Source organism: Paenibacillus radicis (ex Gao et al. 2016) (genome assembly GCF_014641555.1).
Lineage (GTDB): Bacteria > Bacillota > Bacilli > Paenibacillales > Paenibacillaceae > Pristimantibacillus > Pristimantibacillus radicis.
Genome location: NZ_BMHY01000001.1, coordinates 1,147,619 through 1,173,461, shown reverse-complemented (window position 1 = coordinate 1,173,461; position 25,843 = coordinate 1,147,619). Strand labels below are relative to the sequence as shown.

Here is a 25,843-nt window from a genome sequence, read left to right as displayed (position 1 = left end):
GGCACGTTATCATAATCCCCAAATCGCATCCCGTCAAGAGATAATGTGCAAATGAGCGACAAATAGGGTAACCCCCCTTATCTTTTCTAAGTAGGAATGAATTTCCGAGTATGCAGGTCTATATCGCTTTTCCCAATTCATCCGGTGTCACGTAAAATATTCTTCAGATCGATAAGGAATAAGGAAAGGAGATTTGCATGAACAGCTTGGACAAAATCAGATTTTTACTCTTTTACGGTGAAGCTCCCGAGACAACTTGTTACGGGTATATGGAGCTGAATCAGGATGGTATGATGATCGCTCTCTACAATAGTTACGGCGAAGAAATCGACATGTTTGGCGGACATGAATTTATTAGAGTGCGTTCGCTTGGTAAATTCGATAATGAAGACCGCGATAATTTTTACTCCTTATTAGAAAGTGATGGTGTGGGATAACGACACGATAGACGGTGAGGATTCGGTGTCAAAAAGAACGCAATGAATATTCTCAGGAGGTAGAAGATTTACTTACCAATACTTTTCCTGCACTAATGCGCGAGTTCAACGTTGCTGCTTCAAGCATACAATGGCTATCAACCGGTTATATGTTAATGATCGGTATACTGGTACCGGTGACCGCACTGCTGCAGCAATGGTTCACGACTCGCCAGATGTTTATGTGATGATGAATACGATTCTTTCTCTCTACCCTCCGGAACGCAGGGGAGCTGCCATGGGTCTCATGGGGCTTGTCATCATGGTCGCCCTGTCATCGGGCCAGCTTTGTCGGGGCTGATTATCGACACCTTACACTGGCGATGGCTGTTCTACATGGTGATTCCTGTCGCATTGTTTCGGTTATTTATGCATTCATTTACTTAAAGAATGTTACAGAAATAACCAAGCCAAGGGTCGATCTTTATCCATTGTTATGTCCACCGCCGGGTTTGGTTGTATCACCTACGGTTTCAGCCAGACTGCTGCCTTGGCGGGTCTTGGGAGTTACTGTTTGATTGCCCTAGGCGGCTTGTTCTTACTCTTGCTTATTTGGCGGCAGCTCAAGATTAAAGAGCCTTTGATAGAGTTGATCCACACTTCTTCTTCGTCATCTGATATTTATTTTTTTATGCAATATGTATATCATTCGACGTGAATCGCCTTCATTTCTTCTAAGGATTTCAGTACGGCGTTCTTTATTTTTATCACCTGAATGGCAGATGCAATATCGAGAAACTCACTTTTTTGGTTATTGTCCAAACAATCCTTAAGATGATGTATGACTTGCTCATAATCATCCTTCATTAGGGGATCTAACACTTCTTTGCTCCCGTCACTTTAATAAATCACAAACTCTTCTCTAGTGTTCATCCCATATTCAGCATCAAACTTAATAGAACCTTTTTCGCAAACAACTTCAAATCCTACATAAAAAGGAGAATTTGCAGGCAGATTTGTACAGCTCTCAACAATCGCAAATTTATTATCATAGTTTAACGTTGTGATTGCGATTGATTGGTCCCCAAAGTCTATGCCATTTGAAAGGAGATGTTTCGGCATTCCCAAGATCTCCAACAAGAAATCAAAATTATGGATGTGAAAATCGGAAACGTTTTTTTGCAAACCTAAGTTACCCCAATTCGGAGCAGTTTTATTATATGAACGGAATGATTTCACCTCACCTAACTCATCGTTTTTGATTTTGTTTATCGTGATATGATGCGGTGTCGAAAACTTAAAAAACAAATCCACAAATACATTTCTTTGATACTCTTTTGAAACTTTTAAAATTTCTTCAGCCTCATCAATTCTGTATGTTAATGGGGTCTCACAAAAGACATGCTTATGATGCTTTAGTGCCTCAATTGACCACTTTGCATGGAGAGAAGATGGTAAGCAAATATCAACTAAGTCGATTTCCTCATTTTCTAAGATTTCATATATATCTGTTGTGGTAGCAATATTAAGTGTCTTATTTATTTCTCTTAATTTATTTTCATCCCGCCCATAGATTAGACCCACCTCAAAACCTGTCATTCTTTTATATAACTCTGCATGCTGTCTTCCAAATCCCGTACCTAATATTCCAACTTTAATCACATAAGAACCTCCTTTATTTTAATACGTTATGTTTTCTCGGAATCACAAGATGCTAGTTCCAACATTAGAACAAATGTTCCTGTGTGTCAAATAATGGATTGATGCTTCCCCCGCTCTAAGCTCCCATCCGTATATTTTCAAAAATTATGGAGCACAACTAAGTCACCCCGTCTCCAACTCCCAATCATACGCCAAAGTAAAAAAACAGTTATTGACTACGCATTCCATAATGATTATGATGTATCCATGAGCAGACCAAGAGAATTTGATTATGATACCGTGCTGCACGCCGCAATAGACATTTTTAGAGAATATGGTTATTACGCTTCATCGTATGACATCCTAACGAAAGGAACCAAGCTGAACAAACAGAGCCTCTATGGCGCCTTCGGTGATAAAAAAGCTTTATTCAGCAAGTCGCTGTCACTGTACAATGCAAATTTCCTGGAACGGTTTCAGCAATTACTGAGTCATGGTACGACCGCATTGGAGACGCTGCGCTATTGGCAGCAGCATTTTCTTCCCTCCAATTACGATCACAGGTATGGCTGTTTGATTGTAAATTCAACGCTAGAGCTGCAGAACTCCTCAGAATCCAGCAGCGTCAAATTCGAGTTTGACCATATGTTTCAACGGATGAAGGAGATGCTTGAGGTTGTTATTTCAAAAGGCCAACAAGAAGGCTCCGTTATTCTGAAGCTTTCTAGTGAGCAACTCTCAAATCATCTGGTAAATACGATCATTGGGTTAAGAGTACTGGTGCGTTCCGGAGCCCCCAAAGAGCAGTTGCAAAGCCAATTGGATACAGCTATTGAAATGCTTTTAATTTAAACCGCCTCTCCAGCAGAGGTTTTTTTAGACCAGATTATTGACCAAGCATTCAATAATAAAGAATGTGAAACGTAATCTTTCTTATTTTTTATAAAAAAGGATGTTAGACACAATGTACAATCGCTCACATAAACTCATATTGTTTATCACTTGTATCACCGTATTCATGGCTAGTCTGGATGTTTTTATCGTCAATGTGGCCTTGCACAATATCGGACAATCCATCGGCGAAAGCTCACTGTCCAATCTCAGCTGGGTGCTTAACGGTTATGCCATTTTCTATGCATCACTGTTAGTTCCTGCCGGGAAACTAGCCGACCGTTATGGACAAAAGCGCGGATTCATCTGGGGAATAGCACTGTTTACAGCTTCCAGTCTAGGCGCAGCACTAAGCGGTAATCTCTTGCTGCTGGTCATGTTCCGGTGCCTTCAGGCTGCCGGGGGTGCAATGTTAACGCCAAGCGGCTTAGGTTTGCTGCTAACGAACATGCCTGACGAACACAAAAAACGTGCAGTCCGGATATGGGCCAGCAGCGGTTCACTTGCAGCTGCCGCGGGCCCGGCTATTGGAGGCTTTTTGCTGGAGCTCTCATGGGAGTGGATTTTTGTGGTCAACGTACCCATTGGCATTCTTACCATACTAGCTGCGCTTCGCTATATTCCCAAGGATAAACCGAATCAGGCTTCACGGCTTCCTGACCTTTGGGGCGGTCTCTTGCTGATTATTTCTATTGGCTCACTTTCACTGGGGCTAGACAAAGCGCCAGATTGGGGATGGGGCGATGTGTATACCTGGGCCAGCTTTATCGTATTTGCGGTGACTCTGCTGTGGTTCATTTTACAATCCCGGAGACATCCCTTCCCTATAATTGAGTTTTCCTTATTTCGCAGCAGGCCATTCACTAGGTCGAACGTAGCTGCCGCACTGATTAATGCAGCTTTTGCGCTTGAACTCCTGTCTGTCATTATGTATCTCCAAGACGTATGGAATTGGTCTACTCTCGCTACTGGTCTTGCTCTAACGATAGGTCCTTGTTTAGTATGGCCTTCAGCAATACTTGCTCAACGACTTTCTAAATATATTCAAATTAATAAGCTTGCAGCAATTGGCACTTTGCTGATCGGTGTAGGACCGCTGCTGTTTATCTTGTCGGTACAGACCACGCCGAACTACTGGCTGCAAGTTTTGCCAGGTTGGCTCGTAATCGGCATTGGCTACGGATTTGCTCTACCAATTATGGTCGCATCGGCTACCTCCGAACTGCCTCGACAGCAGGCATCAACCGGCAGTGCAGTGGTGAACATGTCCCGGCAGATTGGTTCTGTTCTTGGAACGACGCTGCTGGTCATCGCCCTTAGCTCCTCATCGGCACCCTCTCTTGAAACTTTCCAAAACGGATGGTGGATTGCCATCGCTCTCTCCCTGTTTGGAGCGGTTGCAGCACTTGGTATTCTGCCTAAGGTGGGAGCAACAGGGACGAAATAAGTTCAAGAATAGAAAGCTAAACCCACGAAAAACCTTGTGAAATCAAGGTTTTTCGTGGGTTTTTAAACAAACCTTCCTTTATTATACTATCGTTTTTTTACACGTAAGCATCTATACATATTTTTTCATAATGATAAATGGTGTGTATTTCTCCCGTATTCCAAATCGGTTAATTCGGTTTCAAACCCGCCAACTCTCGTAGACGGCATTTCTACGTTAAATACTAAAAAGAACGATTAGCTATACTTAAATCTACTAATGCTAAGCTCTCATCCACAGGTATACGCGAACTGCCATAACGGTTTATGCCTCTTTTATCCCCTATAGCCTTTTTGATTGCTTGCCCTAAGCATATTCCAACGTCCTCAACCGTGTGATGCCCATTAATTAATGCTTCTCACACCATAACAAGAGACCACATCCTGCCATCCCTCACTTATATGATTTCAATCATGCCCATGTCGCAATCTCATAGTTGATTCTTATCGCCCCTTATATTAAACTTTCGCTGTTATGGATAAAGGAGGAGTTGATGGTATGAACGAAAAAGAAAAATCGCATGCTGGCATGTTATACCAACCTGGCGATCCAGAGCTTGTCGCAGATCGTGCTGATACCGTGAAAAAGTTATATGAATATAACAATATACACCCGTTGGAACACGAAGCACGACAGGTTGCCATTCGCGGGCTGCTGGGAAAGACCGGAGATAATTGCGTTTTAGAGCAGCCGCTTTTCTGTACTTATGGATACAATACCACGGTAGGAGACAATTTTTTTCTCAATGTTAACTGCAAGCTCATGGACAGCGGAAAAATTACAATTGGAAACAACGTATTTATTGCGCCCAACGTTTGCCTTATAACAGAAGAACACGCTATGGATGTGGAGCAACGATTAGCGGGATTAGAATACACACATCCAGTCAATATTGGTGATAATGTATGGATCTGCGCAGGCGCTATAGTCCTGCCAGGCGTGACGATCGGAGCGAACAGCGTGATTGGGGCCGGCAGTGTCGTTACGAAGGACATTCCGCCAGATAGTTTGGCTGTCGGCAATCCATGCAAAGTCATCCGCTCTTTGAAAAAAGCCCTTTAGTTTGTTATATAACCTTGAAGAAAAGACGCCCTCGAGAAGGCACTGCTAATACAGTAGTTCCTCCCCAAAGGGCGTCTATTGAAAGTCGGCGACAATCGCGCCTGCGCTAAATCATGAGAATTGCCAAAAACCTGCTACTGGATTTTGTATCTCATCCGTCCCGATTTTAGCGAAAATATAGAGAGACCCATAACCAAAAGGATAACTGTAATCATCGTGAAGCAAGGTTTCGGGTAAACATCTTCATCTACCTGAAATAGAAAAGAAAATGACTCCTCCATAAACTTCGTAAAATAATAATCTTCATTTTGGATAAGTCTCGGGTTTCCCCCTACTTTAATTAGAAAAGACTGATCCATTGATTTCTCGTCTTTGCTTAGTGCCCCGTCTAAAATTGTATGCTTGATAAGACCTGGGTTAGTAAAACTATCTTTGACGCTTTCCGTTGACATTGGATGCTCAAGCACCTTTATCGAGCAATTAGGATAAATATTGTTTTCCAAATAGTCCTCATAGTCCTCAGGAATGAAGATCGAAATCATGCTCTCAGGTTTCTGTTCTCTCAACTAAGACATTCATATGATTTTCCATAGGCATATTACGAATCCCCGTTATTAAAGGATTCATACCCTTTCCTGATAGGATCAATGGCATTTTACACCTCAGAGTTAAGGTGGTGTTATTTGAACTATCGTTCCTCGTTAGTTAAATCGCTACCCGCACTACTCTGATTTTCAAAAAGCAATTCATCGAATTTCAAATGTACTCCCATAATACCGTGATCTATATCGTAATTCGATAATACTGCCAGAGTATAGCCACTATTCAAATACATATTCAATAACGCGCTAACACCAGGAAATCCGCCATTATGACCAATAATCCTTTCTCCGTGCATTCTAACATCCATGAATCCATAACCATACTGCATTCTCATTTCTGGATTATCATGCGAAAGAAATTTATCTGTTGTAGCAAGAGATGTCCATTCCCTGCTTAGGAGTTTGTTATTTCGGAGAGAAATATCGAAACTTAGTAAATCATTAACAGTAGAATATCCCCCGCCTGCGGGACCTCCTTTAATAACATGAAGAAATGTATTATTACGCCAAGGCCCCCCATCTTCCGTTCCCAGACGCGTGTATCCGATTGCTAGATTGGGTACATCATACTCCAAGTCATAACAATCCGTATTAAGCATATTGGCAGGGGTATAAATTGTATCTCTTACAAATGTAAAGTAATCTTTACCTGATACAGACTCAATTATCGCACCCAGTATAATATATCCAGAGTTGCTATATGCCCAACTTGTACCTGGCTCAAATAGCAAAGGGTCATTAATAAAGAGTGGAAAATAGTCGTCAACCGACTTAAGTTCTGTAAACTTAGCTTTGAATTTATCGTTCCAGTAGAGACCTGTTCCTGCAGTATGTGTAAGGAGCTGATGAATAGATACTTTATTCGCTAGTTCTTCCGGCAAATTAGGCAAGTATTTACCTATCCTATCATCGATCTTTAATAAACCTTCCTCAGCTAACTTCATGATAGATACGGCAGTAAACATTTTATTTACTGAGCCAAGATTAAATTTGGTATCCGTCCTATTTGCAATTCCATACCCTTTATGTGCCATTCCAAAAGCTTTATTGTAAAGAACTTTACCATGTTTAGCTACCAACACAGAACCAGAGAACTTATCATGTGCAACCAGTTCATCTTGAATAAAAGAATCGAATTTGTCGAGATTAACTTCCGAAAATATAATATTGGTCATTATAACTCACCCTCATACTATAAATTTTCTCTTGATTTGCTTTCTTTGACTGCTTTTCTTAGGTGAAGATATCAAGATCAGAGTAATTCCGAAGGAAGTTGTGAAGAGATTTCAGGGGAGATTAGATGTGTTGAAAACAAGTAATTGACACTAGCTACCGGTTGTAGAGCTCATTGATGATACAGCGATCGCATCGTTTCGATTTTTCAAAGATAACATTTCCGTACTCCACAAGGTGTTTTTCAAATGAAATAGGGGCATCTGAATGAGTGCCCCTTGGGCTAATGCCCGCTGTTTCCATTTTTTATAAAATTTTCTCATTACCTCTATTATGATTGAATATCGTCGAAATTACTCAAAAGGCGGTGCTCCAGCCCTTTTTCGTTTGTTGTTAGTTCCTGCATGATCGGAATACTCATGTCGGTATTTGGATTGTATTTAAGGCCCCAGTGCATAATGGCAAATACGACTGGAAATAAATCAAGTGCCTTTTGTGTCGGCCGGTACATCGTTTGTGCACGGTTTGATTCGCCTTCTATCTTGACGAGAATACCTGCTTCAACGAGTGATTGGAGTCGTGCGCTCAAAATATTGGTTGAAATTTGCTCACGTGAAGCAAGAAATTCGCGATAATGTCGCTTGTTATGAATAAGGACGTCACGAAGTATGACTAGACTCCATGGGTCTCCCCATATGTCGAGGGCATATACGATTGGACAAACTGTGGAAGCTCGCTTTTTCATAAGCATATTATAATATCTGTACTTGCATTCTGCAAGTTTACCGTGGACATGACCTCAAATTCGTACTTGCATTTCGCAAGTATGTATCGTAATCTATACTCGATATGAAAGATAACAAATACCGAGAGGAGATTCCTTATATGGATCAAAATTTGCGCCTTTCTTTTACGGTAGACCAAAGTCCCGAAGAAGTTTTTGCCGCTATCCTCAACGTTCGCGGATGGTGGGCAGAAGAAGTGGAGGGCAGAACCGACACACTTGGCCAATTTAAGTACCATTACCAAGACATTCACCGCAGCACCATCAATATCACAGAGCTAGTTCCCAATGAAAAGGTTGTTTGGCACATTGTAGACAACTATTTTAACTTCGTCGAGGACAAGAGTGAGTGGACGGGTACAGACATAGTCTTTGACATCACCAAAAAGGAAGACAAAACAGAAGTTCGCTTTACGCATGTAGGCCTCGTTCCCGCGTATGAATGCTACGCCATCTGTACCGACTCCTGGGGTATCTACATAAGCGGCAGCCTTCACGACTTGATCACCAAGGGCAAGGGCCAGCCCAACCAAAGCGAGCAAATAGTGGCCAGACACGGCTTAGAAAACACTTAAAACACACTCCAGCACATAAAAAGAAGCTCGGCGCTTTGCCAAGAAATCACGCTGCCTCTTCTGAAAGCGTCGAGCAAATTATAAAGCAATTGTGCAAATGTCTGATCGTATTTCTTGATCGTGACTACTTATGACACGGTTCTCTATAGTCAAGTTGTATATCATTCCCAGTTTTCAAGACTGTTCCTTGATCTTCTCAAACTGCAGAAGAAATCCAAGCTTATTAAAACCAAAAGGAATTAGTTCTCCTACCGCTTCGGTCATTATGCCTTTTTTCCAATGTTCTGTTGATAAGTTATAGTTGATATTTGCCATTGAACCCCTAACAAAATCCCCAAATATGCACGTTCCGATAATCTTATCAGTTTCCTTGAAAGATATTCCCCAAACAGTTCTTTCTTTCCGCTTAAAAGCATTGCTAAATCGAGCAAAGGTACTTACAACTGTTTTTACATCTTTCGGAGCATCATATCCCCAATATTTTGTTACTTCTTGTTCTGAAAAATATCTCATGTAATCTTCTGCATCATCTGATTGTAGTTCTCGTAATATTGCTTCAAATTCACTCATAGTCGAGCGGTAAAAGTGCTCTGACTATTATTATTTTTGTAAATAAGTATACTTTTTTAATGATAAAGTATAACCGCTTATACCACCGCGTCACAATTTTACTTTTAAGCAAACTCAATCAGCTTCCTATCTATCTCTGCAATCTCTCCAATCTCTAATATACCGTCCCACAAAATAATCGCCTTCGCTTCCTCATTCTCAACAAAATCATTAAGCTGATTTAGTCTACCTGCAAATAAAGCGCCATACTCTGTCCTTTCAGGGCCATGAAAGCTTGGCTGAAGTCTAAATTTCATTAACCCTTTGAAGCTGACCTCCACAATCGTTTGATTGGTTTCCTCGTACAATTCTCGAATTACACATTGCCGGGCCGTTTCACCTGCCTCCATAATGCCTCCAGGCAATTCCCAGCTATTCCTCCACTTATTATGCATGAATAGGTGCTTTCCCTGACATTCCACTACAATTAAAGCATGTGTCAAAGGGGCATCCAGTGCGGCAGCCTCCTCAAGCTGCCTCTCTTCAATCTCTATGAATTCTAAAAAAATATTACCTTTCGCATCGGTCATGATTGCCATTTTTTCTTTAGCCCTCCATTTTCTTTTGTGCTGAAAATAAAAAAACGCGCAAGCCCCATTGGTCCTGCGCGTCAGTATCGCAGGATGGGAAGCGCGAAGAGCGTTAACCCATCCCTAGTCTTTTAGGAACGTGTTAACGCCTCTCATGGTGATGAGGTTGTTTCCATATCAAATTATACATTCGACTACCCCATTTCACATACTTTATGGAAATAATAACCACAACACGCTGCGATGTCAACATAAAAAAATCCCGATCACCAGAAAAGCGCAGCAAGCACTTTTCAGTAATCAGGATTCCTTTCCGGCTATGCCGATAGATCGATATCGTCTTTCGCGTGGAGCCTGTTCTGCTCTTTCTTCTCGATCCAGCCGCCCACCCGAATAAAGAAGAAGGCCGTAACGATTGTGAAAATAACGATGCCGTAGAATCCGGCTCCGATCCCGATACCCACTCCGCCAGCGAACAAGATCATCGCGGCGGAAGTCAGTCCTTTTACTTCGAATCCGGTCTTCATAATGAGACCGGCACCGAGAAAGCCGAGACCGGATACGATTTGAGCCGTCAAACGCATCGGGTCCATCATCGTCCGGTCATGCATATGACCGTATACTTCCACGCTCTCAATCGATATGATTGTAATAAGCGCGGAAGCGACCGTTACAAACGTATACGTTTTTACACCAGCAGGTTTATGCTTGTGCGTGCGGTCAAACCCAATCAGCAGTCCAAGTATGGCGCTGATGAGAATACGGAAATAAATTTCAAACTGGGTGAAAAAATTACAGATAAAATCAATAAATGCTGTCATGCCCTTTCGCCTCTTTTACGTTGAAACACTCTCATTCCGGCTATAGACCGGCGAACAAGAGCTTCTTTCAATAATTGTACTGCTTACGATACAGTTGTCCGGGTATTCGCCCTCCAGCACTCCTAGCTTATGCATGAGCTGCTTGACCGATTGCGCCCCCAGCTCCGAAGGCTGCAAGTCCATACCGGTCAGAGATGGCGTTACTTGGTGCATCATCGACAAATCGCCGCAAATAACGAATAGCGAAATATCATCGGGGACGCTGTAGCCCAGCTCATTAATAGCATTCATTACACTAAAGGCTGTACGGTCATCATCGGCGATGATGGCCGTTACCCTTTCCTTGCGCTCGCCCAAAATCCGGATCGTCTCATCGTAGCCATAAGTCATATACTGGTCGGAATGAATGCCGGGCTTATAATGTACCATATGCGGCTGCAGCTCAATTTCATGCTCCTGAAGCGCCCGGACGAACCCTTCCGTTCTTTCGATGGAAACGGTACTGTGCCTCCCGGCGTTTAGAAACATCATATTGCGATGCCCGAAACCGACCAAATAGTCGCATATATCCCGCATAATCTGGTCATTATCGTTGTTGACCGTTGTCGCGTCGTACAAGCCTTCATTAATAATCTTGCCGACAGTCACGAACGGAACTTGATTCTGATGCAGCAGATCGATTCGTTCATCCTCTTCCGTAGGACCGAGCACGATAGCGCCGTCGATCGGATAGCTGGCCAGGGACGGGGTTTTGACCTCCTCGACAGGAATCATGTCCAATAGGACGCGATAGCCGTAAATAGAAGCCTCCAGCACAACGCCGTTAATAAATTGATTATGGAATACGCTGAAAAAGAAATTGCCGTGCGGGATCGTCAGCCCGATCGCCATCGTTTTCTTGGTGACCAAACTTCTTGCGATATGGTTTGGAACATAATTCAATTCCCGGGAAACTTGCAGTACTTTTTCCCTTACGGTTTTGCTTGTGGGTCTTTTCTGGCTGAATACATTGGAAACCGTGCCTTTTGAGACGCCCGCCAGACGAGCGACATCATCGATTTTTGCCATCTCTGCATTAACATCCTCTCACGGCATGCTAAACCTGGTCCCCTAATTTGCGAGTTCGCTATTAACGCCCTTCAGCTTTAATTCCTCCGCGTAATGACAGGCTGTGAAATGATTATAGCCTACTTCGCGCAACTCGGGAACTTCTTTCACACATTTTTCAGTGCGATATGCGCATCTTGGATGAAAATGGCAGCCGCTAGGCGGATTTGCCGGGTTCGGCACCTCTCCCTCTAATATGATCCGGCTTTTTTTATAATCGGGATCGGGCTGAGGTACAGCGGACATCAATGCTTCGGTATACGGGTGCTTTGGCTGGCCGAACAACGATTCACTCGTAGCCAGCTCAACGATTCGGCCCAGATGCATAACCGCTACCCGGTCCGAGATGTTCTGTACGATAGACAAATCATGCGAGATGAAAATATACGTAATCTTAAATTGCTCCTGCAAATCCTTGAGCAAATTAATAATTTGCGCTTGAATCGACACGTCGAGCGCCGATACGGCTTCATCACATACGATCAGACGCGGTTGTGTAATCAGTGCCCGTGCGATAGCGATCCGCTGACGCTGTCCGCCGGAGAACGCATGCGGGTAACGTCGTAAATAACTTACGTTCAAACCTGTCTTCGCTGCGATTTGAGTAACCTTCTCCTCAACTTCCGCTTTGCTGAGCTTGAAGTTGGCGATTAACGGCTCGGAGATAATATCGAATACGCTCATCCGCGGGCTGAGCGAGGAATACGGATCTTGGAAAATCATTTGTATTTCTCTGCGGTACGTTTTCGAGCCTTTTCCCTTCAGCTTCAGGAAATCGATCTCTTGCCCGTCTTCGGTATGGTAGAGAACCTGTCCGGAAGAAGGACTCATCCCCCTTACGATACAACGGCCAAGCGTCGTCTTCCCGCAGCCGGACTCGCCCACGATACTGAGCGTCTCTCCTTCGATAAGCTCGAAGGAGATATCATTCAATACACGTACTGGGGCTGGTTTTTTAAAGAGCTTGGTTTTGGATTTCCCTTGAAAATCCTTGTTCATATTGACGATATCTAGAATAGGCTTAGGCTTGGTCATTGCGATTCTCCTTCACGCTGGTCCGAGTACAGGAAGCATCGGACGGAATGCTGGTCGGAAATCCGGGTCTTCGGCACGGTGTTCATATTGCAAACGCCTTCAATTCGATCCTTGCAGCGGTCATAGAACCCGCACATCGGCGGCATGTCGATTGGAATCGGAACCGATCCTTCAATGGAATCCAGTCGCTTCGTCTTGCCGCCGCCGAGTCGCGGCATCGATTTCATCAGCCCTTTTGTATACGGATGCTTCGGATTCGCGAAGATTTCCTTTACAGGCGCCTGCTCGACGATTTTGCCCAAATACATGACAGCCACCTCGTCGCACATTTGCGCGATGATACCCAGATCATGCGTGACGAGCAGAATGGCCATTCCGAACTCGGACTGCAGCTTTTTCATCAATTCCAGCACTTGTGCCTGAATGGTCACATCAAGCGCTGTCGTCGGCTCATCGGCAATGAGAATTTCCGGGTTGCAGGACAAAGCCATCGAGATCATCGCCCGCTGCCGCATGCCGCCGGAGAATTCATGCGGATATTGGTCGAACCGCTTCTCCTGATCGGAGATGCCTACCTTGGCGAGCATTTCAAGCGCGATTTTCTTCGCTTCTTTTTTGTTTCTCGTACGATGAATCCGGATCGCTTCCATCATTTGATTGCCGATCGTGTACATCGGCGAGAATGCCGTCATTGGCTCCTGGAAAATCATTGCGATTTTCCGGCCGCGAATGGAACGGATTTGCTTGCCCGCCGGCTTGAGCGACAATAGATTAAGCTGATTAAGCCAAGCTTCCGAATCCGAGTTGTATACGATCTCTCCGGTCGTTTCGCATTCTTTAGGATTGATGCTTATAATCGAGCGGCTTGTTAGACTTTTCCCGCAGCCCGATTCGCCAACAAGACCTAAGGTTTTGCCTTTATAAATCTCGAAATCGACCCCGTCTACCGCGTTCATGGTCCCATTGTCCATCTTGATCTTGATGCTCAAGTTTTGAACGGACAATAAAGGTTGCTCTTTCTGAGCAGCTTGAGTCGTCATGCTATCCCCTCGCTTGCCATTTATTTATACGAATGCATTCTCTTATTTCTTGTAAGGATCGGCAGCATCACGCAAGCCGTCGCCGAGGAAGTTATAAGTTAATACTGTCAGTACGACGATGCCGAGCGGGAACAGCTTCCAAGGATACAAAGCGACGTTCTCGATCTTCTGAGCCTCTTGCAGCAGCACGCCCCAGCTTGTTGCCGGCGAACGAATACCCAGTCCGAGGAAGCTCATTGCCGTCTCAGCAAGGATCATGCCAGGAATGGCAAGCGTTGTCGCCACGACCAAATAACTGATAAAGCCTGGCAGCAAGTGCTTTATAATGATTTTCGTATCACTGACGCCGGCAATTTTCGCCGCAACGACATAATCTTCATTTTTCAATGAGATGAACTTGCCCCGCACTACCCTCGCGAGGTCGGTCCAGCCAATAAAGGCGAAGATGATTACGATATACAAATACATCGTAACGACGGGTATTCGCGGCGGTATGGCAGCAGACAGCGCCATCCACAGCGGAAGCGTCGGGAAAGATCGGATAATTTCAATAATCCGTTGAATAAATGAATCGAGCCAGCCTCCGAAATAACCGGAAATGCCCCCGATAATCAAGCCGATGACGAAGCTGATGCCTACGCCTACGAGCGGAATACTAAGGGAGATTTGGCTTCCGAGTACAATCCGGGAGAACAAGTCTCTGCCCATGCCGTCCGTTCCTAGCAAGAACACGCGTCCCGGTTCGTTAACGCCGATTAAATGAATCGAAGTTTTGAACGTGCCGAGAAACTTGTACTCCTCGCCTTTGACGAAGAACTTCAGGTTATGCCGCTTTTCTGTATCCGGAACGAATACTTTCCGCATCGTCTCCGGGTCGCGCTCCGACTTCAATTCGTAGACGAATGGCCGGATATGAAACTTGCCGTCCGCATCCACAAATCTGAGGCCCATTGGCGGTACATTGACGTATTTGCTGTCATAGCTTTGCAGCCCATATGGCGCGATGAATTGTGCCAGCAACGCAATAATATACAGGAAAGACAAGATGAATAAGCTTATACGCGCTAACTTATGCTTTTTAAATCGAAGATACATCAGCTGCCATTGCGAGCTGTAATTGGCATCTTTTTCTACTTTGGGACTAGTGGTTTCCGACGTTTGTCTCTTGAATGCAGGTAATGTTCTCATCGTATTAATTTCCCCTGAATTCTGTACGAATTTTTGGATCCAGCCATGCGAGTAAAATATCTGAGATCAACGTGCCGAGGACGGTCAACAGTGCCATGAACAAGAGCCATGAACCTGCAAGGTACATATCCTGTCCGAGCAAGGCATTGTACATAACCGGCCCTTGAATCGGCAAGTTCAGTACAATTGCAGTAATGGTCGATCCTGTGAAAACAGAAGATAACGACCAGCCGAACGTACTGACAATTGGATTCAAAGCGGCGCGCGTAGGGTATTTGAGCAAAATTTTGGTTTCAGATACACCTTTCGCTCGAGCTGTCACGACGTTTGGTTTGTTCAATTCGTCGAGCATTTGCCCCCTCATGACCCGAATCAGGTCGGCGGTGCTGGCCAGACCAATAACGATGACCGGAATGACCAAATGCTTCGCTAAATCGACGACTTTGTCCATCGACCATGGCGCGTTGACGTACTCATTGGAGAACAAGCCAAGCAGCGGATCTCCAAACCAGGTATAGGATAAGAACATTAAGATGATCGCAAGCAAGAAGTTAGGCGTTGCCATCCCAATAAAGCTCAGTCCGGAGAAGAAGTAATCCCCTGCCGAATATTGCTTTACAGCCGTATAGATTCCGACTGGAATTGCAATGAGATATTGAAAGACCATCGTAACTAATGACACTACTAATGTTAGACCCATGTATTGCTTCACGACTGCCAGAACCGGCTTGTTGTAGTTAAACGAGAAGCCGAAGTCTCCGTGCAGTACGATTTTTTTCACCCATACAAAATACTGTTCGTACACCGGACGGTCCAGACCTAAATTCGATCTCATATCATCCATTTCTGCCTGCGTCATTACGTCGCCTGCTGCCGACATTTTTGCGGAATAGCTGGATACGTAATCGCCTGGCGGAAGTTGGATGATGTAGAAGACGACAAAGGAAATAAATATAACAACGGGTATGACCAACAGAATTCGTCTTATTATATATTGAAGCATCTCATATCCGTTCCTCTCCGCTACAAGCTGAATCTTATTGCGGCAATGGCGGGGAAGCTGCTTCCCTGCCATTGCCGCCGTCATTTACTGCATCTACTTATTTAATGAAGAATTGCGATGGATGACCTTGACCCAAAGAACGATATTCATCTGCCCAAACCATGTTGCCAGGAATGTTGTGAATGTTGTTCGCTGCAGCAATCAGCATTGGTGTAGGACCTGCATAACCGATAACCCATTGGTTTTTCATATGAAGCTTAACGATCTCGTCTGCGTATTGATCGATTTCCTCTTGCGTTTTGCTCGCTTTGATTTTATCCCAATACTCGAGAATTTTAGCAACGTCGCCTTCCGGCTTCACGCCTTCTTTGCCGCCCGATTGTGTGTACAGGCCGTAGTGGCCGAACCAAGGCGTAATAACGCGAAGCGGTACGAGTGTATCCGGACGGAACGCTACGTTCGCTACAGAGATGTTCTCTGTTGTGATCGGAATTTGGTTCGCATATTTCATATCGAAGTGCGTGCCGCCGTCAACAACCTTCAAGTTCGTTTTCAAGCCCATGTCTTCAAAATATTTTTTCAACAGTTCCAAGAATGGAGCGGAGTCTGTACTGGATTCAATAATGGTGAGCGTAAGCTCGGAGCCATCTGCGTTCATACGGAAATTGTCTTTGTCACGCTTCGTCAATCCCAATTCGTCGAGAATTTGATTCGCGCGCTCCGGATTGAATTCCGCCCATTGATCTTTCCAGCCCTCTTGATAGCCCATTACGCCTTCCGGTACGGAAGCTTGAATCGTCTCGCCCAAACCGTTCGTTACGATCTCGGAAATTTCTACGCGATTGACGCCGATGGACAATGCTTCTCTGAAGCGGATATCCTGGAACAGCTTGCGCAGATTCGGATCTGGTGTCGTTTGGTTCAATTGGATGCCTGCGCTGGTCCAAGCCGGCTGCGTCCAAGGAATGATGCGGAAGCCGCCTTTTTTCTCGTTTTCTTTCAACACAGTGAAGTCTCTAGCATCGAAAGTAACCAAGTTGTAGTCCCCAGCCAATGTGCCCAGCACTTTCTGACTTGGATCTTGAATCTTCGTCGCTACGATGCGATCAATGTATGGAAGTTGGTGGCCTTCAGCATCTGTTTTCCAGAAGTAAGGGTTGCGTTCCATAACGAACTGGTCGCTGTTCGGATCCGTTGTCGGTACCCACGCTCTAAGCGTCGGGATTTCTTTGTGCAGCCAGTCGTAGTAGCCGGTTTCTACCAGGAACACTTTAGGATCCTCGTAGCCCCATGCTTTCGTAATTTCCAGCGTTTTCGCATCGCCTACGAATTCAGGAAGAATCGTTTCGTGGAAATGCTTCGGTGCGAAGAACCATTTATTGTCGATGGCCACACGCTCCAGGAACTGTACGCTTGGATATTTGTGCGTAACGGTGAACGTGTAGTTATCAACCTTTTTCACTTCGGCCAATGCCTTCTCGCCCGTTACCGGATCTACCGAGTAGTAAGCGTCATAGACTTTTTTGCCGAACGTTTCTTTCTTCAGCATGTGCTCCCAGTAGAAGATAACGTCGTCAGTTGTGAATGGTACGCCGTCCGACCACTTCATGCCTTCACGAAGGTGAATCGTAAAGACAGTCGAATCTTCGTTGACCTCGTAGCCTTTAGCTACGTTTGGCTCCACTTTATTGCCCTCTTTGTTGAAGCGGAAAAGCGCCTCTTCCGTTGGTTGGCCTACGCCCCATTTGTCAGCAGGACCGTTCCAAGGCATTTTCCAATCACCGCCGTATTGGCCGATCTCTTCAAATACGTCTTCGATTTTGATATCTGCCGCTACCGGCATCCGATCTTCCAGCTTCGGCAATTTGCCGTCTTTCACAAGTGCCGCAAGTGCCGGAGCTTCCTTGGCTCCTGATTGGTTGTTGTCGACAGGTACTACTGTTTCTGCCGGTTTGTCCGTTGCTTTAGGTGTCGAGTTGCCGTTTGTACACCCTGCGGCGATAACCGCGATTACAACGAGTAGCATTAACATCATTTTGCTTCGTTTCAAATTAACCCCTCCGTAGTTGAATTGACATCTTTAAAGCTGTAAAACTTCTGTCTCTGTTGTTAAACCGGTTTAAAAGCGGATTGTAATAAATCCTTGATTATGTAGATTGACGATCTCGTGATGTTTAAACCGGTTTAATACTTCGGTAAAAATGTAAGCGCTTAATGAAAACGCTTTATTTGTATAATACATTGGATATATCTTGTAATCAATACCTATTGTTAAGATTTTGTAAATATTTATTTTTCTATTGACATTTGAAATATTGTTCTAATCTGATTTAAAGCTACATAACGTTCGACTTCAAATGCAGCCGGAAACGGAACTTGGCGTCCTCCCCGTACCACATTGGAAAGTTGGTCCCCCAGATATTATTGTGCAGATTGAAATGCCAGCCGCCCTCCATGGATGCGAAGGATTGATCGAACTGCAGCAGCCTTCGCTCAGCGGGCGCAGCCAGTGCAGCATCCAGCGTCTCGATCTTCGCACAGCCGTCTGCCCCCTCATAGGATACACCCCGTCCCAAGGCGTGAAGATTGCGGTTTCCGCCTTTTGCCACACGAAGAGGAGAAATTCCGTACCCCAGTTTATCCATCTGCCAATTGTTCGGATTGTCGACCTTAAGCCCGCAGCTAAACCAGCTGGCCTCCGGCAAACGGTTGGCATCCTTATCGAACCACTGCAGACAAACATCAATACTCCCGCTCCGATGCTGGAACGTATACTCAATATCCAGCTCCCTTGGTGCTCCATAGAGCTCAGAGGTATGGGCAGGCATTCTCATTCGAATGACGTACCGGTCCTCGCTGCTGCCGCATGTTCTGTGCATGGAAGAGACGATTGGATTGACGGATTGGTAGCTAGGCAAAGGACGAACAAATTCAAAGCCCGGTTTGCTGAAATCAGCATCCGCCCACGGGTGCGTCACTGGCAGATTCTGCATGTAGGTGCGGAAATACCGCGCATAATCCTCCGTGCCGAATGTCTCATAGCTGTAAGCGCCAAATGGATGCTCGGCATCAGCCCAGACCTTGCCCTGTTCATCGCTTAAATGGACAAGGGCCCCCTGCTCGGAGAAAGCCAATTGATAGCCTCCGCTCGTCTGATAGATTTCACCTGCTCTGATACACTCTTCGTTAGCTGCTTCAGCCAAACGCGACGGCCGCAGCTGAGCTAGATCGTGATTCGCTTCCTCCCGCTTACCGGCATCCAGACCGGACACCGCTTGCTCCAAGTACGCTCGCTGCTCCGCCCAAGAGCTCTCCATTCTTGAATAGGTGCGACGGCTTTGCTCAGCCGTGAATAACCCGCTGGAATGAAGATCGAACTCATTCATCGCGAAAGCGCCAATATAGCTGAATTTGGCCGGCATTATGTCGATATCAATCTCGTCAGCTTCTCGCGCTTGATTGAAATCTGCCTTCGCATAGTTACGGAAATCAGGAAGCCATTTCTTGACGTCTAACCCCCATGTATGTTCAGCCACAAGCAGCAGCGCATCGCTCATCCCTTTGTACTCGGTACTGTCTACCGTCATTCTCCCGCTTGCAAGCCATTCGCTGCGCAAGCGCAGCAGCTCTCGCAGACCGGCAACCTTATAGGGGTCCGTGCCAGCTCCATGAATCCAGGTGTCTCCGATTTCCTCCCGCAATACAGGCAGCTTCTCGCGTACTTGAACCAATCGTTCTGCGAATGCGTCAAGCGTAGAAGCGATGATCTTCGCGTCAGGATATTTATGCTGGATGTCCCGGAACTGCTCCTGAATCTCCTCGGCACTTGGAGGACCGCAATTGTCTCCGGTATGGGCAAACAGAAGGATATCGTCCATGCCATCCACTTCTACTGCCTCTCCGTAGCTGCCTGAGTAATTCACGATGATCTCACTGCCGTCCTCCGCTTGCCAGCGGAACAGCCTCGGAACGTCGGGACGCTTAGAGGCAGGGTTGACACCAAGATGCAAATATTGAATGCCTGCTGCGCTCATATAAGGAACCATAGACAGCGTATGACCTGGAACATCGGTCATTTTGGCAGCGATGGTCATCTTGCCGAACTGCTGATCGAGCTCCTGGCTGATCGACAAGCCATACTGGAGCAGCTGAGGGTCCAGCAGCTCCGTATGCATCGTAAAGGGCAAACCGTGCCAAGCAATATGCCCGCTTCTTATCGCCTTTTCCATCGCTTGTTTCTCGTCTGGCGAGGCATGATCCAAATAATGGCGAATCAGCCACGAGCCTGTCGTCCACACGAAGCGCGCAGCTCCGCCCTCCGCTTCCAGCTGCTCGGCGAGCGCAATTGCTTTCGGAATATATTCCTCTTTGTATTGCTTCAGCACATGGGCAGCCAAATGTGTAAATCCGATATCCAAATGCGTTTTAAAGACGACGTGAACCGTTCTATTGCTTTTCATTCGTTGTCCTGCCTCCGTAAATATGGCTTCGTACCGCTCAAATTTCTCTTTCTACCCTATCCATGTCCAACCTTTAATCTAGAACAACATCATTCGTCAAAGCGCCTTTCTCCTGAGGTCCAGTTGGTCCGCCCGCAAGCAGAGGCTGACCGAAAAACGAGCCTTGTGCAGGGTTGCCGAACCGATAGACAGCATCGCTGTTCGGATTCGTATAATCTTTATCCAGCCAGGTCGGCCAAGGGTTTCCTAAACCGTTGCCCGTCGATAAATGCGGATAATACTGGAAGGCTTGAACGTTGTTCCAAGTATCCCATGCCGTTCCCTGATTCGTTACATCCGTCAACTGGGTGACAACAAGCTCCTGATACACATGAGTTCCCGCATCCTTCCACATACCGTGTGAACCGAATGCAGTGTATCCTACCGGATGCGTTTGATTGATTTTCGTCACTTCATCCCAGTTGTAAGCGGTGCCAAAGGAATGTGCGCCATAAAACACTTGAACCGGCTTCAAGTAGTTCGTGTTATTGTCGACAAACTTTGCCAGACGGACCGTAATGCGCTCCCAGTCGCCGACGTGATCGCCAACCTCTGTGCCGAATACTGTTTTCCCCAAATCATAAGGACTGAACTGGAAGAAGACCATGTCCACGTTGTTGTAATCCTTCTCCACCCAGAAAGCATAAATCGGCGCATTCGCCAAATCTCCAGAGAAGTAAGGAAGCTTAAGCGTATAAGGATCAAGCGGCGTCTTCGTCTTGATCTCATACTTGCCGGAGCTAGGATTCAAGTAGCGGTCAACATGCGGAAAAGTAAATTCGACGGAGGACGGGAAGTACGATTCTCCTTGTGCCATCCATATTCTTGGAGCGAACGTTTCCAGCAGCTGGCGCTTGGAAGCATCCGTATAAGCGTTGTTCGGAACGGCGACGCTCGTCGCATCCAGAGGCGAAATCGCTTCTACTCTCAAACTCGACACAGCGTCATTAAAGTCGCTGCCCACATAAATCGCATCTGCCGTCAGCACTTTGGAAGCACCGGAGAAATTGGCGTTTTTGTACAGCGTAACCTTGTAGCCCGGAGCGACCCGAATCGAGGAGATCGAATCATTGCCTACTCCCGCTTGAAGCTCCGCCCAATCATAATTGCCTACACCGAACGCCTGCTCCAAACCGCCGTAAGGCGAATTCGAGTAAGCTGTCACTGGCATGCGGGCCGCGCCGATCAGTTCGACTTTCATGCTCGATGTCTCATCGTTGAAATCGTCCAGCCAGGCTGTATCGGCATACAAAACTTTGGAGGAACCGGAGAAATTATAATCCTTATACAAGGTGACTCTGTAGCCTGGTGCAATCCGGATCGAGGAAATCTTGTCGTTGCCCACGGTGCCTATCTGATCAACATTGTAAAGTCCCGTTTCGAAATCTTGCGTGACACCGGTAAAATTACCGTCCCTATAGGCGGTTACAGGAGACTGTCCTGCTGCGTCCGCAGGTGTTATGAACGTAAATGCAGGTGCAGTTAAGGCCAATAGTGAAACTAAAACAAACAACTTGAATATTTTCATAATCGAGCTCCTCATTTCGTTTTTAGATTTCACTTCATAACGCTTTGCCTTTCCTTGCATAATGTTCAACTCCGTCATGTTAGCGCTTTCAAATTAAACCCTCCTTTCTCTCTAACCGTGCTGCCAGCGGCACAAATCAAATCATAGGGTATGTCATTGACATATTCAATCAATCGTTTTGACAGAGCTTCGTTCAATAATCGACGTTTTCACTTTTATCGTGACTGCCCCTTCTCTCGATTTATCCATTCGTTTGAACAACAAATTAATAGCAGCTTGGCCAATTTGCTCGGTCGTTTGCCTTGCGGTCGTCAGCGGAATCGGCAGCAAACTCGATAATTGAATATCGGAGAAGCCGATGACTGAAAGCTGATCAGGCACCGGTACGTTCATCTTCAGAGCCGTGTACAGACAGGAGGTAGCCAAATAATCATCCGCACAGACGATCGCCGTCAGAGCAGGATTACTCCCGATAAAAGCTTCCAGCTGCAGGTTACTCTCACTCAGCCGATTCATGTAATCCTCCGAACAATGCAGCAGCGCATAGCCTTCATTAGCCGTCAATTTATGATCCCGAAGCGCCTGCAAATAACCTTTATAGCGGTCCTCGCGGCTTGTAACCCCATCAAATGACATAGAAATATAGCCGATTTCCTTATGACCCCGGCCAATTAAGTATTGCACGAGATTGTAGGCGCCCTGGTAGTGATCATGATAGACGCAATCGATTTGCACCTCGCGAAAAATACGATCGATAATGACCAGAGGATAACGAAGCCGGCTCAGCTCCAGCACCTTCTCACTGCAAGCAATGCGTCCCCTCGGATATAAAATAACGCCGTCCACCCGGTCCTCGTACAGCTCCTGCAGGCATTCGCTCTCATCGTCTTTGTCCAATGAAATCCGAATAAGGAGCTGGCAGTTCAGCTTGCGGGCTTCCTGCTCTGCCGAGGCGATAATACGTGCCGTATAATCATCCATGTTCGGAAAGACCATGGCAATCTTTCTTTTGGCTGGCTTCTCGGCATGTGCAGCTGCTCTCGGCAATGGCAGTTCCTCTGCTCCTTCGACATATCGGGCGGATAAAAACGTTCCCCTGCGCGCCAGCCTGTAGACAATATCCTGCTTGACCAAAATATCGAGCGCAAGCTTGGCCGTCATTCGGCTCACCCCATATAGCTTGGCCAATTCCCCCTCCGACGGAACGGGATCATGCGCCTTTAGCTTTCGGCTTCGAATCAGCTCCAGCACCTTTACAACCATCTGTTTGTATAGCAACGGCTTAGTCTCGTTATCCCGCAGCTTCAATCGAACATCGCCCCCTTTTTTTCTGCATAAAGCGACATGCTTGGTGTGCCTGTACTGTTGGGTCTATCATGTCCCGCCTGTCAGTGGATTAGCTTGCCAAGTTGAATATCATATTCTTCTACATAGTTCCGATAGGAAGAGCCATTATAGTAATCGATAATATCTTGATTAATCTCTGGATAGAGTTGAATGAGAGACAATTCGGAAAGAGGAATCCACTTTACTCCAATTTGGCTGGGATCCGGATTGGCAGGCAGTTGTGGTGTAGACCCTGCTTTCAATCGACAAGAAAAGGTGACGCTAACCTCATGCTTCTCCCCGTACAGGTTGTTGTTTTTCATAGGCTGGTACTCATATACAAACGCGACGGGGCCCACTTCGATGTCTACACATGCCTCTTCTTTCGCTTCGCGTATAGCCGCTTCAACGAGAGTTTCCCCAAACTCCAGGCCGCCAGCCGGCAGATTATAGTGCACGCCATCATCGTTATCATTCTTGAATTCTACTAGCAGAATCGCATCATGCTCAATAACTAACGCACAAGCACGAAGCCGTATTTTTTCCATTCCATGCTCACATCCCGAAGTTTATTTGATGAAATGACAGTATTATACTATTTATCGCATTATAAGCATTATTGTCAATCTGATTCATGATTGCTAACTAAAAAAGGAGTGCCCTACCAGCTGTTTGATGGCTGATAGACACCCCCTCTCTTACATTTGCTATTAATCTTAGCGAACTGCTACTTTTTCAAACTTAGAAGCAGTGAAACCGCATCTGCCCGCGTCACGACGGCATCTGCATTAGTGGATTCCACAGCCGCAGTCTTCGTCGCCAAGGCGATGATGGCAGCCGCTTCGCCTTTCGTCAGCTTCTGACCTGGAAGGAACTCGCCTGTAAATACGCCTTCCGTCCATCCTGCTTGCACGACTTGAGCAACTGAACGGTATGCCCATGGTGCGATAGAAGCGGCATCGGTAAAGGCAAGAGCTGCGCCTTCCCCGTCCAGCTTAAGTGTCTTCGCCAGCATTACCGTAAACTCAGCACGCGTGACCGCTTCCTCGGGCTTAAATGTACCGTTCGGATAGCCGTTAACGATCCCGGCTGCCAGTGCCTGCTGAATCGCAGCTTCGGCAGGATGGCCTGAAATGTCGGTTGCAGCAATGCCCGTAGGCGACCACCAGTTGCCGGAAGCGACGATCATGCTCAACAAGCGAATGGAGTTGCCGTAGTAATAGCGATATTCCAATGCTGTTGAATTGGCTTCTTCCGTATGATAATCCCACAGGTCGTTCAGCCATTGCTGACTGCTTTTGTCGATCATTGCACCAACCATGAGCGGAGCTGTAAACTCCAGATTGCCGTCCCATTCGCTCAGTTTCGTCTTGCCGTCAAGCGAATAACCCGACCAGATTGCGCTCGGTTCATCGTGCTTGCTTTGAACGAATGCATTCAAGGCAGCAAGCTGATTATAGGCGCTTTTATCGCCTGTCAGTAAATAATCGGACGTAATTCTCCATGGCGTGCGGCAGGAATTATAGTTGTAAGCACCGTCAAATTCCGATTCCAGGAAGTGGCCGCTTTCGGTCTTCCACTCGAACTCGGAGACCGGCTTATATTTGCCGTCTGCAGAATCACGGTAGACGAAATCCGGAAGCAGACCCGTTTCCAGACTGTAATTTTTGTGCAGTTCATTAATAATGCCATACGTAGTGGAGATGACTTTCAGCCACCGGTCGTCGCCAGTCGCTTTGTGGAATTCCTTCAAATGCTGCAGCATAAAATCGGAAGGCCGGGTAGCAGGCTTGAAGCTTGGATCGCTGTCAGAGCCGAGCACCCAATCGCCCAGCAGCAGATGAAAATGCTCGGGATGAACTTCGCCTTCCATAATGGCATTAATCACTTTGACAGCTTCGGCACGGTAATTAATTGTGCCCTTGCTGCCCCACTGCTTATCGGCAAGCAATAGCGAATAAGCGATGTCCATATCGCCGTCGATTGCGGAATCCGTTCCGTTGACATCAATGATTGCGCCATCCCGGTCCGCTTGCTGCCAGGCCATCAGATCGGCATGCAGACTGCTTGGATGTGCGCGGAAGTACCGGTACATGCCGTCAAACAGCTTTTTCGCATCGCGATCATGTCCAGCCATAATCGCCGTAATCATCATTCCATAGCCATGCGCTTCAGATACGGTAATCGCATCATCGTTCCAGCCGCCGTCATTGTACCAGACGTAATATTGGCTGGCATCATAAGGATTGGCCTTTATGTACTTTTTCTTGAACTGATCATAAAGCAAGCCAACCTCGGCATCCATCTGCTTCTGCGTTACATGGCTTGGTTTAATGGAGCCTGCTGCATAAGTCATATGCTGCGGAAACGGCCTTAAGGATGCTTCGGCAGCAGCTGCGCCAGCTGCATGTCCGCTTGGACTTTGAACAAACACAAGAATAAGAGCGACAATTAGAAATGAGGTAAGTTTTGGAAAAGGCTTACTACCGGTATTCATCTTTCATCACTGCCTTTCATGGAATAGGTA

24 protein-coding genes and 1 pseudogene are annotated in these 25,843 nt (G+C 46.1%); 6 read left to right on the top strand and 19 right to left on the bottom strand.

The window, feature by feature from the left end; all coding sequences use genetic code 11:
- Nucleotides 1-197 precede the first annotated feature (197 nt).
- Nucleotides 198-437, top strand: a complete 240-nt coding sequence (locus tag IEX98_RS05295; protein ID WP_188887837.1) for a hypothetical protein — start codon at nt 198-200, stop codon at nt 435-437.
- A 62-nt stretch (nt 438-499) separates the two neighbouring features.
- Nucleotides 500-1,068 (top strand): annotated as a pseudogene (locus tag IEX98_RS29070) (MFS transporter); the annotation flags it as partial.
- A 248-nt stretch (nt 1,069-1,316) separates the two neighbouring features.
- Here IEX98_RS29070 and IEX98_RS05290 read toward each other — a convergent pair.
- Nucleotides 1,317-2,078, bottom strand: a complete 762-nt coding sequence (locus IEX98_RS05290; protein ID WP_188887836.1) for a Gfo/Idh/MocA family protein — start codon at nt 2,076-2,078, stop codon at nt 1,317-1,319.
- Between the two features lie 246 nt (nt 2,079-2,324).
- Here IEX98_RS05290 and IEX98_RS05285 point away from each other — a divergent pair, with 246 nt between their 5' ends.
- Nucleotides 2,325-2,909, top strand: a complete 585-nt coding sequence (locus IEX98_RS05285; RefSeq protein ID WP_188887835.1) for a TetR/AcrR family transcriptional regulator — start codon at nt 2,325-2,327, stop codon at nt 2,907-2,909.
- 112 nt (nt 2,910-3,021) lie between these two features.
- Entirely contained in the window at nt 3,022-4,395 is a 1,374-nt protein-coding gene (locus tag IEX98_RS05280) for an MFS transporter (protein ID WP_188887834.1), read from the top strand.
- Between the two features lie 223 nt (nt 4,396-4,618).
- On the opposite strand, the gene IEX98_RS29490 is transcribed toward IEX98_RS05280, so the two are convergent.
- Nucleotides 4,619-4,732 (bottom strand): hypothetical protein, encoded by a 114-nt coding sequence (locus IEX98_RS29490; protein WP_374705322.1) that lies wholly within the window; start codon nt 4,730-4,732, stop codon nt 4,619-4,621.
- A 200-nt stretch (nt 4,733-4,932) separates the two neighbouring features.
- On the opposite strand from IEX98_RS29490, the gene IEX98_RS05270 reads away from it, so the two are divergent.
- On the top strand, nt 4,933-5,496 hold the full coding sequence (locus IEX98_RS05270; protein ID WP_188887833.1) for a sugar O-acetyltransferase: 564 nt from the start codon (nt 4,933-4,935) through the stop codon (nt 5,494-5,496).
- A 134-nt stretch (nt 5,497-5,630) separates the two neighbouring features.
- Here the strand turns inward: IEX98_RS05270 and IEX98_RS05265 are convergent, their stop codons facing one another.
- The 3 genes from IEX98_RS05265 to IEX98_RS05255 form a co-directional block, all read right to left on the bottom strand.
- Entirely contained in the window at nt 5,631-5,999 is a 369-nt protein-coding gene (locus IEX98_RS05265) for a hypothetical protein (RefSeq protein ID WP_229691971.1), read from the bottom strand.
- Between the two features lie 185 nt (nt 6,000-6,184).
- Nucleotides 6,185-7,273 (bottom strand): serine hydrolase domain-containing protein, encoded by a 1,089-nt coding sequence (locus tag IEX98_RS05260; protein WP_188887832.1) that lies wholly within the window; start codon nt 7,271-7,273, stop codon nt 6,185-6,187.
- A 329-nt stretch (nt 7,274-7,602) separates the two neighbouring features.
- Entirely contained in the window at nt 7,603-8,022 is a 420-nt protein-coding gene (locus tag IEX98_RS05255) for a winged helix-turn-helix transcriptional regulator (protein ID WP_188887831.1), read from the bottom strand.
- Between the two features lie 134 nt (nt 8,023-8,156).
- Here IEX98_RS05255 and IEX98_RS05250 point away from each other — a divergent pair, with 134 nt between their 5' ends.
- Entirely contained in the window at nt 8,157-8,630 is a 474-nt protein-coding gene (locus tag IEX98_RS05250) for an SRPBCC family protein (RefSeq protein WP_188887830.1), read from the top strand.
- A gap of 174 nt (nt 8,631-8,804) precedes the next feature.
- Here the strand turns inward: IEX98_RS05250 and IEX98_RS05245 are convergent, their stop codons facing one another.
- From IEX98_RS05245 to IEX98_RS05180, 14 genes are all read right to left on the bottom strand, one after another.
- Nucleotides 8,805-9,200, bottom strand: a complete 396-nt coding sequence (locus tag IEX98_RS05245) for a GNAT family N-acetyltransferase (RefSeq protein WP_188887829.1) — start codon at nt 9,198-9,200, stop codon at nt 8,805-8,807.
- Nucleotides 9,201-9,304: 104 nt separating this feature from the next.
- A complete protein-coding gene (locus IEX98_RS05240; RefSeq protein WP_188887828.1) occupies nt 9,305-9,778 on the bottom strand; it encodes an NUDIX domain-containing protein in 474 nt (157 codons plus the stop codon).
- Between the two features lie 308 nt (nt 9,779-10,086).
- Nucleotides 10,087-10,590 (bottom strand): MgtC/SapB family protein, encoded by a 504-nt coding sequence (locus IEX98_RS05235; protein ID WP_188887827.1) that lies wholly within the window; start codon nt 10,588-10,590, stop codon nt 10,087-10,089.
- 15 nt (nt 10,591-10,605) lie between these two features.
- Nucleotides 10,606-11,658, bottom strand: a complete 1,053-nt coding sequence (locus IEX98_RS05230; RefSeq protein WP_188887826.1) for a LacI family DNA-binding transcriptional regulator — start codon at nt 11,656-11,658, stop codon at nt 10,606-10,608.
- Between the two features lie 42 nt (nt 11,659-11,700).
- Nucleotides 11,701-12,732: an ABC transporter ATP-binding protein gene (locus tag IEX98_RS05225; protein WP_188887825.1), complete on the bottom strand. Its 1,032-nt coding sequence runs from the start codon at nt 12,730-12,732 to the stop codon at nt 11,701-11,703.
- Complete coding sequence (locus tag IEX98_RS05220) at nt 12,729-13,772, bottom strand: ABC transporter ATP-binding protein (protein ID WP_188887824.1); 1,044 nt, start codon at nt 13,770-13,772, stop codon at nt 12,729-12,731. Before IEX98_RS05220 ends, IEX98_RS05225 begins: the two co-directional genes overlap by 4 nt.
- A 42-nt stretch (nt 13,773-13,814) precedes the next feature.
- Nucleotides 13,815-14,960 (bottom strand): ABC transporter permease, encoded by a 1,146-nt coding sequence (locus IEX98_RS05215; protein ID WP_188887823.1) that lies wholly within the window; start codon nt 14,958-14,960, stop codon nt 13,815-13,817.
- Nucleotides 14,961-14,964: 4 nt separating this feature from the next.
- A complete protein-coding gene (locus IEX98_RS05210) occupies nt 14,965-16,047 on the bottom strand; it encodes an ABC transporter permease (protein WP_229691970.1) in 1,083 nt (360 codons plus the stop codon).
- A 13-nt stretch (nt 16,048-16,060) separates the two neighbouring features.
- Nucleotides 16,061-18,013, bottom strand: coding sequence for an ABC transporter substrate-binding protein (locus tag IEX98_RS05205; protein ID WP_229691969.1), 1,953 nt, complete (start codon nt 18,011-18,013; stop codon nt 16,061-16,063).
- A gap of 286 nt (nt 18,014-18,299) precedes the next feature.
- Nucleotides 18,300-20,423, bottom strand: a complete 2,124-nt coding sequence (locus IEX98_RS05200; RefSeq protein WP_188887822.1) for a DUF5054 domain-containing protein — start codon at nt 20,421-20,423, stop codon at nt 18,300-18,302.
- Nucleotides 20,424-20,496: 73 nt separating this feature from the next.
- The gene (locus IEX98_RS05195; protein WP_188887821.1) at nt 20,497-21,990 is read right to left on the bottom strand and encodes a Vps62-related protein; all 1,494 of its coding nucleotides are present in this window, start codon (nt 21,988-21,990) and stop codon (nt 20,497-20,499) included.
- A 165-nt stretch (nt 21,991-22,155) separates the two neighbouring features.
- On the bottom strand, nt 22,156-23,298 hold the full coding sequence (locus IEX98_RS05190) for a LacI family DNA-binding transcriptional regulator (RefSeq protein ID WP_229691968.1): 1,143 nt from the start codon (nt 23,296-23,298) through the stop codon (nt 22,156-22,158).
- 80 nt (nt 23,299-23,378) lie between these two features.
- Nucleotides 23,379-23,864 (bottom strand): NUDIX domain-containing protein, encoded by a 486-nt coding sequence (locus IEX98_RS05185; RefSeq protein ID WP_188887820.1) that lies wholly within the window; start codon nt 23,862-23,864, stop codon nt 23,379-23,381.
- A 179-nt stretch (nt 23,865-24,043) separates the two neighbouring features.
- Nucleotides 24,044-25,813, bottom strand: coding sequence for a glycosyl hydrolase family 8 (locus IEX98_RS05180; RefSeq protein ID WP_188887819.1), 1,770 nt, complete (start codon nt 25,811-25,813; stop codon nt 24,044-24,046).
- Between the last annotated feature and the right edge of the window lie 30 nt (nt 25,814-25,843).